The following is a 17,345-nucleotide window of genomic DNA, read 5'->3' as shown; positions in this document are numbered from 1 at the left end:
AACATGTCTGTGAGCTCGCCCAAGACAAAGGCTCCTAAAGGCGGCAAGCTGACCGCCAAGGCCATCACCCGCCGCAACACCATCCACGGCCTCGGCTTCATCGCCCCGAATTTCATCGGCTTTATCTTCCTGATTCTTGTTCCGGTGCTGGTACTGTTCTACATCGCCAACACCAAGTGGAGCGCCTTCGGCGATCCGAAGTGGACGGGTCTGCTCAACTGGAGGCGCCTGTTCAAAGATGATGTGTTCCGTGCAGCGTTCGTGAACACCATCGTGTACTCCGTGGTCCACATCCCGCTGACACTGGCTATTGCTTTCGCGCTGGCCGTCCTGCTCAACTCCAAGCTTAAGTTCCGCAGTTTCTTCCGCACCGTCGCGTTCTTCCCCTACGTCACCTCAATCGTTGCCGCCGCCCAGGTGTGGAACATGCTGTTCGACGCCAAGTCCGGTGTGATCAACCAGTTCCTCGGCCTGTTCACCGACAATCCGCCCGCCTGGCTCGGCTCCACCACGTGGGCCATGCCAGCCGTGATCATCGTGGCCACCTGGCGTGAGGTCGGCTACTACATGATCCTGCTGCTCGCAGGCCTGCAGACCATCCCCACCGAACTGTACGAAGCCTCCTCCATTGATGGCGCGAACGGCTGGAAGCAGTTCTGGAAGATCACTGTGCCGTGCATGCGTCCGACTCTGTTCTTCGTGCTGGTCACCCTGACCATCGGCTCGTTCAAGATCCTCGACCTGACCTTGGTTATGACCAACGGTGGTCCCGGCACCGCAACCTTGGTGCTTGCGCAGTACGTCTACCGTGTGGCCTTCGAACGTTCCGACTTCGGCTACGCCTCGACCGTGTCGCTGACACTGTTCGCATTGTGCATGGTCGTAACGCTTATTCAGTTCTGGTACAACAACAGGAAGGAGAAGTGAGATGACCGCCGCAACCGTGGATTTCACTGCACTGGCTGGTAAGGGTGCCAATCCCGCAAACCGGCCCTCCACATCCGACATTCCTTGGAACAAGCAGAAGACCTCCCCTCTGAAGATCGTCGGTACTGTCATCGGCTACCTTGGTATGCTGTGCCTGACCATCTTCATGGTGCTGCCGTTCGTGTGGATGTTCCTGGCCGCCGTCAAGCCCAACAACGAGGTCTTCATGGTCCCGTTCAAGTGGCTACCGAGCGTGTGGCACTGGGAGAACTACATCAACATTTGGACCGACTCCAACATGCTGACGTGGCTTGGCAACACCGTGTTCTTCGCATTCTGCGTGACCTTCCTGCAGGTGTTCACCGGATCCTTCGCCGCCTATGGCTTCTCCAAGATCAAGTTCCCCGGCCGCAACGTGCTGTTCCTGATCTACATCGCCACCATGGCCGTGCCGTGGCAGGCCTACATGATCCCGCAGTACAAGATCCTCTCCTCCATCCATCTGACCGACACCCGCTGGTCCATCATCCTGCTGCAGGCTTTCGGTGCCTTCGGTGTGTTCATGATGAAGCAGTTCTACGACACGATTCCTGAAGAGCTCTCCGAGGCCGCGCGTCTGGACGGTCTGAGCGAATGGGGCATCTACCGTCGCATCGTGCTGCCGCTGTCCGGCCCGTCGATCGCCGCCCTGGGCATCATCACTTTCACGAATACGTGGAACGACTACATGGGCCCGTTGATGTACCTGCGTTCTCCGAGCCTGCAGACCATTCAGCTGGGTTTGAAGACCTTCATCTCGCAGAACTCCGCGAACTATGCCATGGTCATGACCGGTTCGGTTATGTCGGTGCTGCCGATCCTGATCGTCTTCCTCATCGGCCAGAAGCAGTTCGTCGAAGGAATCGCAACCTCCGGCATGAAGGGCTGACGCATCAGGCGGCTGAGCCGCACCCGATCTGAGCAAAGTTCATCGGCGAAATCCAAGGCCTTTGCTCACCGACTATTCATGGCTGGCGTTTGAACACCTGTTCGGACGCCAGCCATAATTACTACTGGCAAGCAATACACGAACAAGCGAGGATGACGATGGCCAACCAGAACGGCGACAACGTAAGCCAAGGCAAAAACGAGAACTTCAACGGCACCTATAACAAGGTGGTCAACACCATTCTCGTGCTGTTGGAATCCAGCCTCTGCCTGTTCATCGGTATGCTGCCATTGCTGCTTGTGGTCTTTGCGGTACGGGATCTGACCTACTGGCCCACCTACCTCTTGGCCGCATGGTTGAGCATGCCTGGGCTGACCGCCCTATTCGCGATGTTCCGCGATCAGCCCATGCTGTTCTCCATCAATGCCGAAACCCGCGCCCGCGTGTGGCGTGAACAATCCGGAGCCAAGGATTTCCCGCCCGACTGGATCGCCGAACCCTATGTGCCGTTCGATCGCACCGTAGCGTTCATCGGCCCCTACTTCAAGGCATATGCCAAGCTGTTCGTGCGCTCGATCACCATCAGTTTCGTGTTTCTGCTGCTGGTGTTCTGCTTTATCTACGACGTGTTCATTATGATGCAGACTTCGTGGGGAGCCTTCGTTGTCCCGATTCTGATCGTCTGCTGCGCCCTGTTCGTTCAGGCGATGCTGGTGGCGTTGGTGCTAACGGTGGAATATCCGAAGGCAAAATTCTTCTCGCGAATCAGGAACGGTTTTATGCTTGCCGTGCGCCGAATTCCCGCCATTATCATTTCCATGGTGGCGCTTGTGGGTTACGGTTGGGGCATGACCACCAAATACGGACTGCTGGTGCTGGTTCTCACCACAGGCATCGTTGCCTATCTGGTGTGGTCTTCGGCCAACTGGCAGGCCAACCTCATGTTCGTCGCGATGGCGAAGGAAAGTGGCGACAAGCGCATTATTGATATGTATTCCGTTGTAAACAAGACTTCTGGTGGCTCGTTCTTCTCGGGCACCAGGGATTACCAATCCTAACCAATCGTTGCGTGGCGATTGCTGTGGGGACTGCAATCGCGCGCAAAGTATTCATTCCATTCAAGGGAGGGAAGTATGTGTGTTATTGACATGCTGATTAACGACCGGCATGAGCCGGTTGATCTCGAGCCGGGAATTACTCCGGTGCTGCGCTGGCATATGGGCGACCAGCCGCGACATCCACATTGCCATGGAGGCGTGAGCGCCTATCGTGTGGTCGTCTCCTTGCAGGCCGATCTTGCTGCCATTGGTGTGGGCGATGTGTGGGATTCCGGGCGCGTGAAAGGCGACGGTCTTGACGGCGTTGCGCTGGACGTGGATATGTCGCCGGCACGACGTTACTGGGTGAACGTGCGCATCTGGGACGGCTGTGGGGAGGCCGGTGGCTGGGCGCAGCCCGTCACCTTCGGCACTGGTGCCGGTACCAACTGGCAAGCCCAGCCTATCTGGATTGCGGATCGATCGAACGGTATCGGTGAACAACGCGATGATACGCAAAGCGAGCTAGGCAATGCCGCCGGATGGGCATTCCTGCGTGGAGCGATTGATATTCCTGACCAGCCCATTGCCTGGGCTACGCTTAATGCCACTGGTGCTTCTACCACGCCGGCGAGGCAGTTCGTCTACCGCATGTGGCTGAACGGCAGTTTTGTTGGCTGCGGGCCAGTGTTCCCCACAGGAAGCGAAACCCGATACGACGGTTTCGACGTAACCCAATTGCTACAGCCTGGCACGCAGAATGTCATAGGTGCTATCGCCTATGCCATGGAAGACCGGCGCTTTGCCGCGCAGTTGGATATTTGCTTTGAAAATGGTGAAATGCTTCACTGGGGTACCGGGCCGGACTGGTTGGGCTTCGACGGTTCTCGTGTGTATCCGCCCAGTGCGTCCATTGGCACCCAATACTTTGATGCGCCGGCTGAGAATCTTGACAGCGCGACTTTCCCCTTCGACTTCGCTTGTGCAGGGTTCGATACCGCTGTTGCTGCTGGTGTTAACGACTCTGATGTCTTCGATGCGCAGTGGGCTCCTGTGGCGGTGAAGCAGCCATTTGCCCTGCTTGAAGCCACCGCTGCGGACAAGCTCGAGGTGCGCGACGAGCGTCCGGAAAACGTGACAACCAACCCGACCGGCGATGGTATTGTTATCGACTTTGGCAAAGCGTGGATGGGTGGCATCGCCCTGTCGCTGAATGTGGACGAACCGGTTGATCTGACGATTCGTTATGGCGAAGTGCTGGAAGACGACGGTTCGGTGCGTTACCACCTGAGCTGTTTCAACACCTACGAGGATGTATGGCATATCGTGCCGGAAGCGGCTGGACGACGGTTGGAAACCTGGGGCATCCGCGTGTTCCGATATGTGGAGATCATTCCTTCGAGGCCAATTGCCGATTTGGCTGAGCGGCTCGTCGAACAGGGTGGTGCTGTGGGTGCCGGCGGTGACGGACTGGTGGCAACCGCACTGATTGAGCCGTTGTCGTCCCTATCGGGCGGCAGCGACACCTCTGATGACATGGTTAATCGCGTATGGGAGTTGAGCCGGCATACCATCGAAGCATTCAACGGCAATATGTACGTTGATTCCTGGACGCGTGAACGTGCCGCCTATGAGGCAGACGCGTGGATTCAGCAGCGCGCGCATCTGGCGTTGGAAGATGCGCCGGCGTTAGGCACGCTCACCGTGAACCGACTGATTGCCAATCGCACCTGGCCGACCGAATGGCCGCTGTATCTGATTCTTGCAGTCCACGATGCGTGGCTGCGCACCGGTTCCTTGGAACAGGCGCGGCATGAATACGCGGCATTGGCATCGCTGTTGCCCTCGGCATATCTGGACGAAACTACCGGGCTGATCGTTAAGGATCCGGGCCATTCCAGCCGTATGGACGGCGATTTGGTGGATTGGCCGATGAGCGAGCGCGACGGTTTCGTGTTCGGGCGTGTCAACACCGTGATCAATGCGTTGGCCAGTGCAGCCTATGCGGCCATGGCCGATTTAGCCAAGGCTTTGGCCGATCAGGAGCGCGCACGGCATGCGGATGCCGCTGGTGAGCTTGGATTCGACGATGATGCCTCGCGTTATGAGCATATCGCAGCACGTATGCGCGAAGCGATTCACCATATGCTGTGGGATGAGGAGCGCGGCGTATACATTGATGGACTGGATCCTGTGGGATCTAATCCTGACCAGGCATATGACGAGGGTGTGCAGGCGGGCAGCGGGCCGATTGCACATGCTTCGCTGCATGCCAATGCTTTTGTGTTCGCCTTCGCCGAGGTTCCGGCCGAACGAGCCGCGAGGGTCGGCGACTACCTGCGTTCGCGCGGCATGGCCTGCAGCGTGTATGTTGCAGCCGTGTATCTGGATGGTCTATTCCGCGCCGGTCTTGGCACGGACGCGGTTAAGCTGTTAGCTGCGAAAGAAGGCATGCGATCGTGGGCTAATATGCTGGCCAGCGGTGGCGGCGGCACCATGGAGGCTTGGGACTTGAGTCTGAAGCCGAACACCACGTACTCGCATCCATGGGCTGCGTCGCCGGTATATCTGCTGCCTGAAGGTGTGCTGGGCGTCCGCATGATCGAAGCCGGCTTCCGCAGGTTCGCGGTGATTCCACAGCTGGGTGAGCTGACATCGGCCCGTACCGTGTTGCCTACGCGCGCAGGTTTGATTGAAGTGTCGTGCCGTGTGCCTCAGGAAGGCAATGAAGTCGAGCTATCGCTGACCGTGCCACCTCGTACTGAAGCCACTGTGGTATTGCCGCCGGTATCTTCAGCTCAAGCGGGGGAGAAGCTATCGGTGGATGTCGATGGCCGCACAGAATCGGTGCAAACCCTGAGCGCATCCATGCGTTTGGCCGGCACCTTGTGCCCAGCCGGAGCGGTGGTACTGGAGCATGTGACGTCTGGGCATCACGTGTTCCGGATCCAGTGAAGTTATGTTTTTGGTTATGGTTCGGCCATAGTTTTAGTCGGCTATGGTTCGATTATGGTTCAGTTATAGCTCTGCGTTGGAGCCGGTCCGATACTGTCGCGCTACACGAATGTGGACGGCAACATCACCGGCTCCAAGCCAGGCTTGCGTGTGACGTGGCGCAGCCGGCCAATCAGTTCGTCGACCGCCTGTTCGCCTAACTCGCGGCGCGGCAAATTCACCGAACTCAGCGTGGGTTTGGCAATAGTGTCAGTGGGCAGATTATCGATGCCGACCACTGACACTTCACCGGGCACGGCGAAGCCGTGCTCCATGAGCGCGCTGAGAAAACCCACAGCCATCAAATCGTTATAGGCAATAACCGCACTGGTGGGGCGCGCCTTGAATAGGCGGAATGCGCCGATTCCACCCGCCATGGTGGGCGAGGCGCATGGCAATCGGCGCAACAGGAAACCATGCTGAACAGATAGGGCATTGAGCACACGCCAGCGCATGCCATCCTGCCAGGATGAAGCCGGTCCGGCCAAATACGTGATCTGCTTGTGGCCCAGTGCCAGCAGCTGCTCAACAGCGGCGACCAGCCCACGGGTGGGGTCGGCGATGATTGCGGGAATACCTCTGGTGGGGCGATTCAGCGTCACTACCGGCTTGATTTCAGCGATTTTACGAATCGCGGCATCCGAGGCTCGAGATGAGGCAAGAATGAATCCGTCAACATGACGATGCATAAGCTGCATAGCACCGCGTTCGATGGCACCCGTCTCTTCAGCATCGACTACAGCTAGGCCGAAGCCCTTGGTCAGGCATCGATGCTGGGCGGCTTTGACCACATCGGAAAACACCGGGTTGGAGATATCCGCCACGGTGATGGCGAGCATGCCGTTGAGCTCATCGGGGGAGGAGGACTGGGCGGCATCCACGGTGTCCGCGCGATAGCCAAGTTCGTCGGCGATTTGACGTATGCGTTCAGCGGTTTCGGCGCCGACTCGGCCCGGACGAGCGAAGGCTCGTGAAACCGTGGCTGTGGAGACGCCGGCCGCATCCGCGACGTCCCTGATCGTCACTTTTTTGCGCGGTGCTCCTATCGCCATGGTATTGCTGACCTCGCTGTCCGTTTGTACTTCTGTTATGCCTGTGACGGGCACGTGCTTTGCTGCTGCTTCGTTGTGCAGTATGCACTGCCCATCGCATCATGCATATGCAACGCTACCACGGGTTATGTGATCGCGCATAATCGTGTATGATTAATACTGATTAAAAGTGTTCAAACATGGGTGGTGCTTGAGGTGCCGCCTTATGTTGAAGGGAGCATCTGTGCCTGATAATCCTATCGTCCCCATCAACCTCACCGCCGAGGATGTGGCCAACGCCGCGCACAACCGCAATGGCCTGACTTACAAGGGGTTCGGCGTGCTGTCCGGCAACGCCACCTCGGCCATGCTGCTCGACTACCGACGTGAACAGCCCGATGTGTATTGGGCGATGATCCGTACGCTGTTCGGTGGTTCGCATCCGATCATGAACGTCGTCAAAATCGAAATGGGCAACGACCGCAACAATTCCACCGGTCCCAACGCCTGCACCATGCGTTCGCGCGACGAATACCCGATGGTCGAACGCGAACCCGGCTTCCAGCTGGCTGCCGATGCGGCCACGGTTAATCCGAACCTGCACGTGAGCATCCTGCGCTGGTGCGCGCCAACATGGGTGCGTGACAACGACGACATCTACCGCTGGTACAAGAACACGATTCTGGCAGCCTGGCGTCGCTGCGGCGTGATGGTTGACTCGGTGAATCCTGATGTCAACGAACGCACCGCCGACCTTGATTGGATCGCCGACTTCGCCCACCGCGTGCGCACCGATGAAACCGGCTTCGAAGTGAGCGATGCTGCTGCCGTCTCTGCCGCTGATGCGCAGGAGATTGCCGCTGAAGGCGCTCGATTGGCGAGTGCGGCCGACGCCGGATGGTCGTCGGACGAAGAGCGCGAACGCTTCCACCGCATCGCCGTCATCACCTCGGATGAAGAGGTGACCGGCACCTTCGGCGACGAAGTCATCGCCACCCCCGCATACCTGGACGCCATGGATGTGGCCGCCTACCACTATTCCGTTGTGGATGATGCGAACGGCAATTTCAAGCGTCTTGCCGATGAATTCGACAAGGAAGTGTGGAACTCCGAAGCCCAGGCCGTATTCTCCAACTCCGCCGATCGCCCCAACAACACCAACCCCGCGGGATTGGACGACGTGCCCGATGGCACGGGCATTGGCGGCCCCGGCTCGCCGCTGGAAATGGCCAACACCCTGATCAAGGGCTTCGTGGAGTCGCGCCGCACGCTGGCCATCTATCAGCCGGCCCTCGGCGCATGCCACGAACATATGGAATATGCCTCCAAAGAACTGGTGTCCATGCGCGATCCATGGAGCGGTTGGATGTATTACGACGCCGGCTGCGCCATCCTTGAACATTTCGCCAAATTCGCGCGCTTGGGCTGGGATGACGGCACCCGCGCCATCTGGCGTGCCATTCCGCAAGCCTCCGGCTGCAAGGTCGGCGGCAACAATCCGGTGAACGGCGCACGCCACGGCGAACCAAGCTACCTGACGCTCGCCTCGCCCGATGGTGCCGACTGCTCCATCGTGATCGTCAATGATTCCTCCCTGAACAAAACGTATACGCTCACGCTTGACCCTGCGCTCGGCGCGGCGGGCAAGCCACTGCATATCTGGCAGACCCGCGCCGCCGAACCCGGCCAGCCTTACGACGCCAACTATCGTCGCCATATCAGTGCGGTTGAAGCGCAGTCTGCCGTGTATACGCTTGACGTGGCTCCGTGGTCCATTATCACCGCCACCACGTTGGCCGAAGCGGATGTGGAACCATACGCCATCGCTCGCACGGGCGAAGCCTCGCGCGCGGTGTTGGATGAGGATCCTGCTGCCGGAGTGCTCCACGCCGACGACTTCTGCGCAGGCAACGGTCCGATTCCCCGCTACACCACCGACTCCAATGGTGCCTTTGAACGCGTGAGCGACCCCGAACGCGGCACTGTGCTGCGTCAGCAGATCGATCACGCTCATGCCGGCCACACGTGGATTGAAGGCGACCCGCGCACCGCCATCGGCGACAGCCGCTGGGCCAACTACCGTGTGTCTGTGGATGTGCTGTTCGAACACTATGACGGCTGTGCGCCGTATGTACTGGTTGGCGCTCGCGAACTGGGCGGTCACAAGCTCACCAGCGACTTGGCTGGCTACAGCATCAAACTGTTCAGCGACGGTCTGTATTTGCTGCGCCGTTACGACGCCGAAGTGCGCCGCGGCCATATGCAGGATCTGGTATATGCCGCACGTCGCGCCGGCAAGCCTGAACTGACCTTCAAGCCGGGTGTGGGGCAGTGGAATACGGTGACGCTTGAAGTCGCCGGCGACATGGTAACCTTCCTCGTCAATGGCATTGCCATCACTTCGTGGACTGATGAAGCGCCGCAAAGCGCCGGCCGTGTGCAGCTCGGCTCCAGCTTTGACCACGTGCGCTTCGACAACCTGCGCATCGAACGAGTGGCAGGATTCAGCCCCTACCTCACCAACCTCATCGATGACATGCACATGACCTCGTGGAGCGACGGACAGTCTGGCGCTGCGGTGCCTGACGTGGTCGAATATGGTGGCACTTGGGAGCATCTCAACGGCCAAGGCATGTTCACCTACATGCGCTCCATTTCGCGCACCCATGAGATCGGCTCCAGCCTGACATGCCGTTTCACGGGTACCGGACTCGATGTATTCGGCCCGTCGGATGGCGGTGTTCTTGTCGATGTGTTGGTTGACGGTCGTCTTGTTGAAGCCAGCAAGCCGTTGCAGGCCAATCAGGGCTCCCTGCGCACCCAATTGCGCGTCGAAAACCTTGCCGCCGGCGACCACACCGTCACCCTGAGACTGGCCAGCCAGCACGAATGGTCCGTAGACGCCATCGGCGTCCTGGCTTAGTTGCCGTTATTAGAGGATCGCTACAATTTCGCCATGCCAAAGTGGCCGGTGTGCATCGCGCTATATACGCGATGCACACCGGCCACTTTGGCATGGGACTTATACGCGAACAGACTTGATTGTTAACGGCTCTTCATCGTAGTGCTATGCCAACGAGGGTATTTCCATATTGATAGAGGAAGACACACTTCAAGGAATCAAAGCTTCGCGCGGTCCACTTCTGTGTAGTAGAAATGTACTACAGCAACCCACAGATACGTATCGTGACTGTTGAATACAGTAATAATGGAATTGTATGTGGGGGTGCACATGAAGACGTTGGCAATAGTGGATAATGATAATTGGACTACCGATGGATTGGTGATGTTCATGAATTCACAGATGCCTGAGCTGGATATCATATGGACATCAAGAACAGGCGAAGAAGCCCTTCGTCATATAGATGCCGACAATCCGGATGTCATGTTGGTGGATATGTCGCTTGGTGAGATGTCTGGAACAGATTTAATTACTCGAATTCGGCAGCATAACAGAACAATTGGCATTGTTGCAATGACAGCCTTCCCATTGGAGCGATATGCTGATTATGCTGCAAAGGCTGGAGCGCAGGCTATGGTCAGTAAGCGATTTCCTAAGCATATGCTGGAAGTGATCAAAACAGTCGGCAGTGGAGGTGTTGGCGAACCGATTGGAGCAATACATTTCTTGCCGGTAACACAAGCGTTCGCTATGGTGTCAAAACCTTTGAAAGGCACGAAATCATTATCAGCAACGGAGCGAAAGATCGTAGATTTATGCAGTCAGGGCTTCACTTCTGGTGAGATAGCGCAACAGATGGGGAAAGCGGTTCCTACGGTTAACACACATCTGCAAAGAGCCATGGAGAAGACGGGGGCGCGCAACAGAACGCAATTGGTGGCCATGTATTTACAATCACAGATTTATTAATATGGTATAGCTTAAAGCGGGGGGAGAAACAATGCTTGCTGCTATGAAGGGACGAATTAAGCATCCGTATATAGTGATTGCGGTATTGATTGCATTAATACTTGATTTTATTATGTTCTTTTATGTAAATTCGAATGTATCATATATCACCGGCATTCTCATTATTGTATATTGTCTTTGTGCGGTATTGACACTTGTTGTTCCAATATTTGGTAGTGTATCAACATTGCTAAGCTATGTTATTTTTGGCATTTTTAATGTTGAAGGTTCGAATTTTGCTTTCGGTCTTATTCTTGTGTCAGTGGCTATATTCTCATATACTGTCAAAACTCTTTTTTCTGCTCCAATAGGTCTTATTTTTGTTAGTTGTATTATACTGTATTCCTCGAGTGAATCAGTTGCTGTATCATTAGCATCTTCTTTAATTGTTGCTTATCTTGTTGGATGTTTATGTAGAATGAATTCTATAAATCTTGCTGAAAAAGAAGTTTTTAGAGTAAAAGAAATTGAGCTAAATAGAGAACTGAGTACATATAAAAAAGATTTATATATAATGAATCAGATGCATGACGTTGTTGCTAATGATTTGTCATATATTATTAGTGTTTCTAGCATACAAGACGGTAGGTTGTGGAAAAATGTGCTAGAAAAAGCCGATGAAGCTTTTCGACATACTCATTATTTAATAAAAATACTTGATAACAATGAGATTGTTCCAGAAGAGAATATGTCGCTTATGGATCTCATCAATCGCGAATATCAAGCGCTTGTTAACATTGGTATTGTGGGGGATGTCAACTATTCACATTTCTCTCCTGAGAGTATACATGATGAGCATATCCTTAACGCCATCTCTAATCTCATAAGAGAAATCTTTAACAATATTTCGAAGTATTGCAACAATGATTCAGGATATATCTTTACATTAAAGAACGACAATAGTGGAACAACGATAGTACAAATTAATGAATTATCTGATGAAAACAACAAAAGAAGTCATAAAAACGGCTTACGCATGCAGCGAAGAATAATTGAAGATCTTGGTGGATACCTGATATCCAATACCGACTACCATACTTGGACTTTGCGAGCATATATACCAAATAAGCAAGAATGCCAATAGTCAGTCGATTCTCAAACAACGTTGTTTCACCGACTGTCATACTTATTAACTACTGAAAACATACTATAGTATGTGCTTAATCGGAATGCATTAAACGGATTATCGTAGTCTTCGACATTGATCACATTGAAAGGTGCGAAGATGTCCATGAAGACTAAGCGTTGGTTGGGGATTGTCGCTGTTGCTGTGCTGCTCGCATCCGGAGCTGGGTGCGGGGCGAACGGCAATGACGGCGATAATGGCCATGCCGAGCAGACAAGTGTTCCGCTTTCCACCGTCAAAGTAGAGAGTGGAACACTTGTTCCCACCATTTCCAGCGATGCGGTTGTTAGCTCTCATGCTCTTTTTGCTGTTACAGCACCCGTGCAAGGCGTATTCCAGTCCACCGTAAATGTCGGAGATACGATACAGTCGCAGCAAGTATTGGGATCGGTAGCCGATACTCAGATTCTTGCTCCTGCTGAGGGAACGGTTGCGTCAATAGCAAGTTCGGGAACTCAAGTACCGCTGAATTATCCATTAATCACTGTGAACTATAACGGTTTCGCCATGGAATTGGATGCAAGCCGATTGCTGAGGATGACCCAATCCACTGATTCCATTCATGGTAAATTCCAAATCACAGACGGACAGAGCCCAAGCGACTGTGCCGCCGTACTGCCAGTGCAAGCGGTATCGGGCACTTCGCAACAATCGAATGGTACTCAGGAGAATTCCGGCGACAACTCTTCGTCTACGCGCATGACCTGCTTGGTTCCTAAAGACGACAATGTACGCGAGGGCGAGAGTGGAATCCTGGTGATCAGCGGCACGGCCGTATCGTCGTCATTGCTATTGCCGGTGTCCGCTGTAGCTGGACGCTCCGGCAAGGGAACCGTGACGCGCATCTCCCACAACAAGCAGGAACAAGTCGAGGTCACGTTGGGAGCCAGTGACGGTGCCCGTATCGTCATCGTTGACGGTCTTGCTGAAGGCGATGAGGTGCTTGATACAGCTCCGAATCTGGCCACGAAGAGAATCCAGTGAAATGAGCGACCATGGATGAAGCAGATACTGTGCTGTCTACGGAGCATTTGTCGGCCTCGGTAGCGATGGGCGGCAAAGAAGTGTTGCGCATTGTCAACGATGTGTCAATCACTATTCGCAAGGGTTCCTCGTATGCGATAGTTGGTAAATCAGGCTCCGGAAAAACATCATTGATTTCCATTCTCGGATTATTGAATGCTCACTATGAAGGTACGCTGCTGCTCAATGGGCACGATGTGGCTACGTTGAGCAATCTGCAACGTGCGCGCCTGAGGGCGAATTATATGGGCTTCGTTTTCCAGAATTATTCGCTGATCCGACAATTGAATGTTTGGGAAAATGTCGCTTTGCCCATGGAATATGCGGGTCATAGCATCAGCAAAGCCAGGAAAAAACGTTCTTTGGAGTGTTTGGAGCGTGTGGGACTTGCACATCACGCAAAAGACAATGTGAGGTCATTGTCAGGCGGCGAACAGCAGCGAGTGGCCATTGCCCGTGCGTTGGCGTGCAAGCCCAAACTCATTATTTGCGATGAGCCAACCGGCGCTCTTGACAAAGACACCGGCGACGCTGTAATGGATTTGCTGCTGGAATTGGTTGCCGCCGATGGCTGCACGCTTATTTTGGTGACCCACGATGCTGACATTGCCGCGTTATGCGAACAACGCTTTCGTATGGACCGAGGGATGATCACGCCATGTTCACTATGATCGTTCGGGATTTGCGATTATCGTTTGCTAAAACGGTGCTGACCGCGCTCAGTATGCTTATCGGAATCATAGCGGTGATTGCAGCATCGCTGGTAGGCAGTATCGGTGGCGATTTTCTTGCAGCCACCAATGCCCAGTTATCTGGAAGAGCTGCGACATATCAACTCAACCTTACGCTCGGCGACAATGAAATAGTCACGGCGTACGATATGCTCAATATGGCATCTGCCATGGAGCAAGTTGACGGGTATGCCATGGCTCCCGCTGTTATGCAAGATGATCTGCAGGTTATCAGTAATCCGAAAACAGGCGATGCGATTCCGAATGCCACAGCCGATGTTGTGCTCACCACCGCTGCATATAACAACATTTATGTATTGCCCATGGTCTCAGGACGTTGGTTTTCGCAATCTGATGCACAAGCCGGGATTGAAATTGTGGTCAACAAGCCTGGCCAAAACATGTATGGCACGACTGGGGATAGTGTAGCTTTTTCAGCAGATCGAACACAAACCATCACCAAGGCTTTCATTACCGGAGTGGTCAATGATGGTTCTTCGACGCCGAGAATGTATATTAACGCCGTCACGTTTTCCTTGTTTGAACCTCAGCTTTGGGATCCAACTTCTATGCATGTGATATGCCATCCTCTGGATTCCACTGCATCCACGCAGCAGATATCATCATTGGTTGACGATGTGGTTCACGATAACATCAATGGCAAAGTCACCAGCATTCAGCGCATTGACAACAGTGATTCCTATGCCGATGTGCTGCAGTATTTGCAAATTGCTTTTTTCGTATGTGGTTTCCTACTGCTGTTTGTGGCAGCCTTGGGGTTGATTAATATCGGTCTTGCCGATATCGAACAGCGAAGCCATGAACTGCTTATCCGGCGGGCTCTTGGAGCGTCGCGTGGAAACGTCATGGTTCTCGTGGCAGGATCAAGCATTGTGCTATCTGTGTGCATTGCTGCGCTGGCAATAACCATTTCCATAGTTTTGGTCATGGTGATTCCCCTGTTTATTCCTGCGGACGCTCCTATTCCAAACCCGTCATACCCCTATCAGGCTGCGCAATATGCTTTGGCCGCATCGATACTGACTGCAATGCTCGGCAGTATCGTGCCTGCGATTAAAGCTGCTCAGCTAGAGCCCGCAATGGCTTTGCGCTAGATGGTGCGGCCTAAAGAGAAAGCATTGTTGCCAATCACACGATTGTTTGTTCAACCAGTTTTATATCAAGGAGTGTATATGAGCCATAGGCAATTCAGGACTATTGCAGCTGTGATAGTTGCTGTAAGTATGGGAATAATCGGATTTGCGGGATGCGGATTACGATCCGATAATTCATCAGCAACAAGCGATGGTCGATCCTCGGTCGTTGATTCCCAAAGTGATGATTCTCAACAGCAGCATAGCTTCACCGATAAAGAAGGCATTCAAAAGGAATATCAGCAATCGTTGGCGCAGCTGCAATTCCCAGAAGGATTCACCCCTCCGGAGACAATGAACGAGCAGTTGCTTCAAGCCGATTCCTATGAAAAGGGCTTTGGCGATTCCGCAGTATCGTTTGTCTGGGTGTGCGCCTGGGAACAAGATTGGCTTGATCACTATGCCACTGATGAACAAGCAGCCGCTGTTGCCTTGGAACAATTAGGCAAGGCAAAAGACATGCCCTTCATGCAAGGCGCGCGTGTTGATGACAACACCCGTGAATATATGCAGACGAATCTGGATAAGGCGGCACTTGGCGATGCGTCCGGCATACAGCAAGACGTGGATGCCAACTGCACTGCAGCACAATAAAAGAGGAAGCACGTCCATATCAAAAGTGGCCGGTGTGCACCGCGTATAGAGTGCGATGCACACCGGCCACTGGTAATCAGGCCAAATGCAGGCTGACGGTTCAGCTGTTCAATGCGGCCTTGAGCTCGTCGACTTTGTCGGTGCGTTCCCAGGGGAATTCCACGTCGGTGCGGCCGAAATGACCGTAGGCGGCCGTCTTCAGATAGATCGGGCGCTTCAGTTCAAGTTCGTCGATAATGGCAGCCGGGCGCAGATCGAACACCTTGCGCACGGCCGCGGCGATGGCACCACGCGTGACGCCAGGCGCTTCAGTACCGAAGGTCTCCACATTGATGGACACCGGGTCAGCCACGCCGATGGCGTAGGCCACCTGAACTTCAGCCCTGTGGGCAAGACCGGCGGCCACGATATTCTTGGCCACCCAACGGGTCGCATAGGCAGCCGAACGGTCGACCTTCGAAGGATCCTTGCCACTGAACGCGCCGCCACCATGATGGGCTGCGCCACCATAGGTGTCCACGATGATTTTGCGACCGGTCAAACCGGCGTCGGCAGCCGGGCCTCCGAGCACAAAGGAACCAGTGGGATTGACCAATTGACGGTACGAGTCATGGGCCACGGCATCGCCCAGCACTTCATCAAGCACCGGGTTGATCACATGCTCCTTAAGCTGCGCCGCAAGCCAGGCCTGCGTCACTTCCGGATCATGCTGGGTGGAGATGAGCACGGTGTCAAGCCTGACCGGCCGATCATCATCGTCGTATTCGATGGTGACCTGCGTTTTACCATCCGGGCGCAGATGCGGCACTTCGCCGGACTTGCGCACTTCGGTCAGACGGAAGGCGAGGCGATGCGCCAAATAAATCGGCAGCGGCATAAACGTCGGCGTCTCATCGGTGGCATAACCAAACATCACACCCTGATCGCCGGCACCCTGGGATTCGTAGCGTTCCTCGCGAGAAGCCTCGGCACCAAGACGATTCACGCCTTGGTTGATCTCGGCGCTCTGCTCGGTGATGGCTACGATCACACCGCAGGAATCGGCATCAAGACCGACTTCGGACGAGGTATAGCCGATGTTGCGCAACGTTTCGCGCACCTTGGACTGCACATCGCAATACCCTTCGGAAGTCACTTCGCCGAACACCAGGAATACACCGGTGGCGGCGGAGGTTTCCACTGCGACGTGGGAGGTGGGATCCTGGGCCAGCAAATCGTCCAGAATCGCGTCGGAAATCTGATCGCACACCTTGTCCGGGTGGCCTTCAGTTACTGATTCGGCGGAAATAAGCCGTTTTTCTTCTGTCATATCATCCCTTTTCGGACTTATCGCCCCGCGCTTGGGCGAGGCACAATGATACGGATATTGGGGGAGCCAAGCATGAAAAAGGGCCCGTGCCATCCTTAAGGTCGGTGGCGCGAGCCCTTACATCCGTTCGCTCCTGATGTTGAGTTATAGCCGATTCGTCGTCACGAAGCAAGGCATTGGTCGAAAATATGCTGCAACAGTGTCGAATCCGTCGTCAACCAGCGAGGCGTAGGCGGCTGGATGTGCCCGAATCAGTTGCCTTCGTTGACGTCGTCCTCGCCCAAGGTTTCCTCAAGCAAGCCCTCGTCGATTTCGCGGAAGGCGATGGACAGCGGCTTTTCCTGATTCTGGTATTCGACCAGCGGGCCAACGTTCTGCAGCAGGCCCTCGTTGAGCTGGGTGAAGTAGGAGTTGATCTGACGAGCGCGCTTGGCGGCGAAGATGGCCAGTGCATACTTCGAATCGGCGTGCTGCATAAGATCGTCGATCGGCGGGTCCGCAAGGCCGCTCGGAGTGGGATCGGTGCCAAAAGCCATGATATTTCTCCAAACAAAAAACTATCGAAACCTTACCGAGTATAG

At 54.6% G+C, this 17,345-nt stretch carries 14 protein-coding genes and 1 riboswitch; of the genes, 11 read left to right on the top strand and 3 right to left on the bottom strand.

The window, feature by feature from the left end:
- Positions 1–3 precede the first annotated feature (3 nt).
- From G1C95_RS04355 to G1C95_RS04340, 4 genes are all read left to right on the top strand, one after another.
- Positions 4–927: a carbohydrate ABC transporter permease gene (locus G1C95_RS04355; RefSeq protein ID WP_169171727.1), complete on the top strand. Its 924-nt coding sequence runs from the start codon at positions 4–6 to the stop codon at positions 925–927.
- Between the two features lies 1 nt (position 928).
- Positions 929–1,855 (top strand): carbohydrate ABC transporter permease, encoded by a 927-nt coding sequence (locus G1C95_RS04350; RefSeq protein WP_169171726.1) that lies wholly within the window; start codon positions 929–931, stop codon positions 1,853–1,855.
- Positions 1,856–2,013: 158 nt separating this feature from the next.
- Positions 2,014–2,913, top strand: coding sequence for a hypothetical protein (locus G1C95_RS04345; protein WP_169171725.1), 900 nt, complete (start codon positions 2,014–2,016; stop codon positions 2,911–2,913).
- A 75-nt stretch (positions 2,914–2,988) separates the two neighbouring features.
- Positions 2,989–5,847, top strand: coding sequence for a family 78 glycoside hydrolase catalytic domain (locus tag G1C95_RS04340; RefSeq protein ID WP_169171724.1), 2,859 nt, complete (start codon positions 2,989–2,991; stop codon positions 5,845–5,847).
- A gap of 101 nt (positions 5,848–5,948) precedes the next feature.
- On the opposite strand, the gene G1C95_RS04335 is transcribed toward G1C95_RS04340, so the two are convergent.
- Entirely contained in the window at positions 5,949–6,938 is a 990-nt protein-coding gene (locus G1C95_RS04335) for a LacI family DNA-binding transcriptional regulator (protein ID WP_169171723.1), read from the bottom strand.
- Positions 6,939–7,161: 223 nt separating this feature from the next.
- On the opposite strand from G1C95_RS04335, the gene G1C95_RS04330 reads away from it, so the two are divergent.
- From G1C95_RS04330 to G1C95_RS04300, 7 genes are all read left to right on the top strand, one after another.
- A complete protein-coding gene (locus G1C95_RS04330) occupies positions 7,162–9,840 on the top strand; it encodes a 3-keto-alpha-glucoside-1,2-lyase-like domain-containing protein (protein WP_169171722.1) in 2,679 nt (892 codons plus the stop codon).
- Positions 9,841–10,149: 309 nt separating this feature from the next.
- Complete coding sequence (locus G1C95_RS04325) at positions 10,150–10,788, top strand: response regulator transcription factor (RefSeq protein WP_169171721.1); 639 nt, start codon at positions 10,150–10,152, stop codon at positions 10,786–10,788.
- A 31-nt stretch (positions 10,789–10,819) separates the two neighbouring features.
- Positions 10,820–11,911, top strand: a complete 1,092-nt coding sequence (locus G1C95_RS04320) for a hypothetical protein (RefSeq protein WP_169171720.1) — start codon at positions 10,820–10,822, stop codon at positions 11,909–11,911.
- A 141-nt stretch (positions 11,912–12,052) separates the two neighbouring features.
- Positions 12,053–12,937, top strand: coding sequence for a hypothetical protein (locus G1C95_RS04315; RefSeq protein ID WP_169171719.1), 885 nt, complete (start codon positions 12,053–12,055; stop codon positions 12,935–12,937).
- An 11-nt stretch (positions 12,938–12,948) separates the two neighbouring features.
- Positions 12,949–13,647, top strand: a complete 699-nt coding sequence (locus G1C95_RS04310) for an ABC transporter ATP-binding protein (protein ID WP_169171718.1) — start codon at positions 12,949–12,951, stop codon at positions 13,645–13,647.
- Complete coding sequence (locus tag G1C95_RS04305; protein WP_169171717.1) at positions 13,635–14,822, top strand: ABC transporter permease; 1,188 nt, start codon at positions 13,635–13,637, stop codon at positions 14,820–14,822. The genes G1C95_RS04310 and G1C95_RS04305 overlap by 13 nt, the downstream gene beginning before the upstream one ends.
- 78 nt (positions 14,823–14,900) lie before the next feature.
- Positions 14,901–15,455, top strand: a complete 555-nt coding sequence (locus G1C95_RS04300; RefSeq protein ID WP_169171716.1) for a hypothetical protein — start codon at positions 14,901–14,903, stop codon at positions 15,453–15,455.
- Positions 15,456–15,555: 100 nt separating this feature from the next.
- Here the strand turns inward: G1C95_RS04300 and metK are convergent, their stop codons facing one another.
- Positions 15,556–16,764 carry a methionine adenosyltransferase gene (metK, locus tag G1C95_RS04295; protein WP_169171715.1) on the bottom strand — a complete coding sequence of 403 codons (1,209 nt, stop codon included), beginning with the start codon at positions 16,762–16,764 and terminating at the stop codon, positions 15,556–15,558.
- A riboswitch (SAM riboswitch) is annotated at positions 16,760–16,817 on the bottom strand. (Overlaps the previous gene by 5 nt.)
- A gap of 198 nt (positions 16,818–17,015) precedes the next feature.
- Entirely contained in the window at positions 17,016–17,300 is a 285-nt protein-coding gene (gene rpoZ, locus G1C95_RS04290; RefSeq protein ID WP_169171714.1) for a DNA-directed RNA polymerase subunit omega, read from the bottom strand.
- Between the last annotated feature and the right edge of the window lie 45 nt (positions 17,301–17,345).

Origin of the sequence: Bifidobacterium oedipodis (genome assembly GCF_012932425.1) — a bacterium.
Taxonomy (GTDB): domain Bacteria; phylum Actinomycetota; class Actinomycetes; order Actinomycetales; family Bifidobacteriaceae; genus Bifidobacterium; species Bifidobacterium oedipodis.
This window is presented reverse-complemented; position numbering and strand designations above follow the sequence as displayed.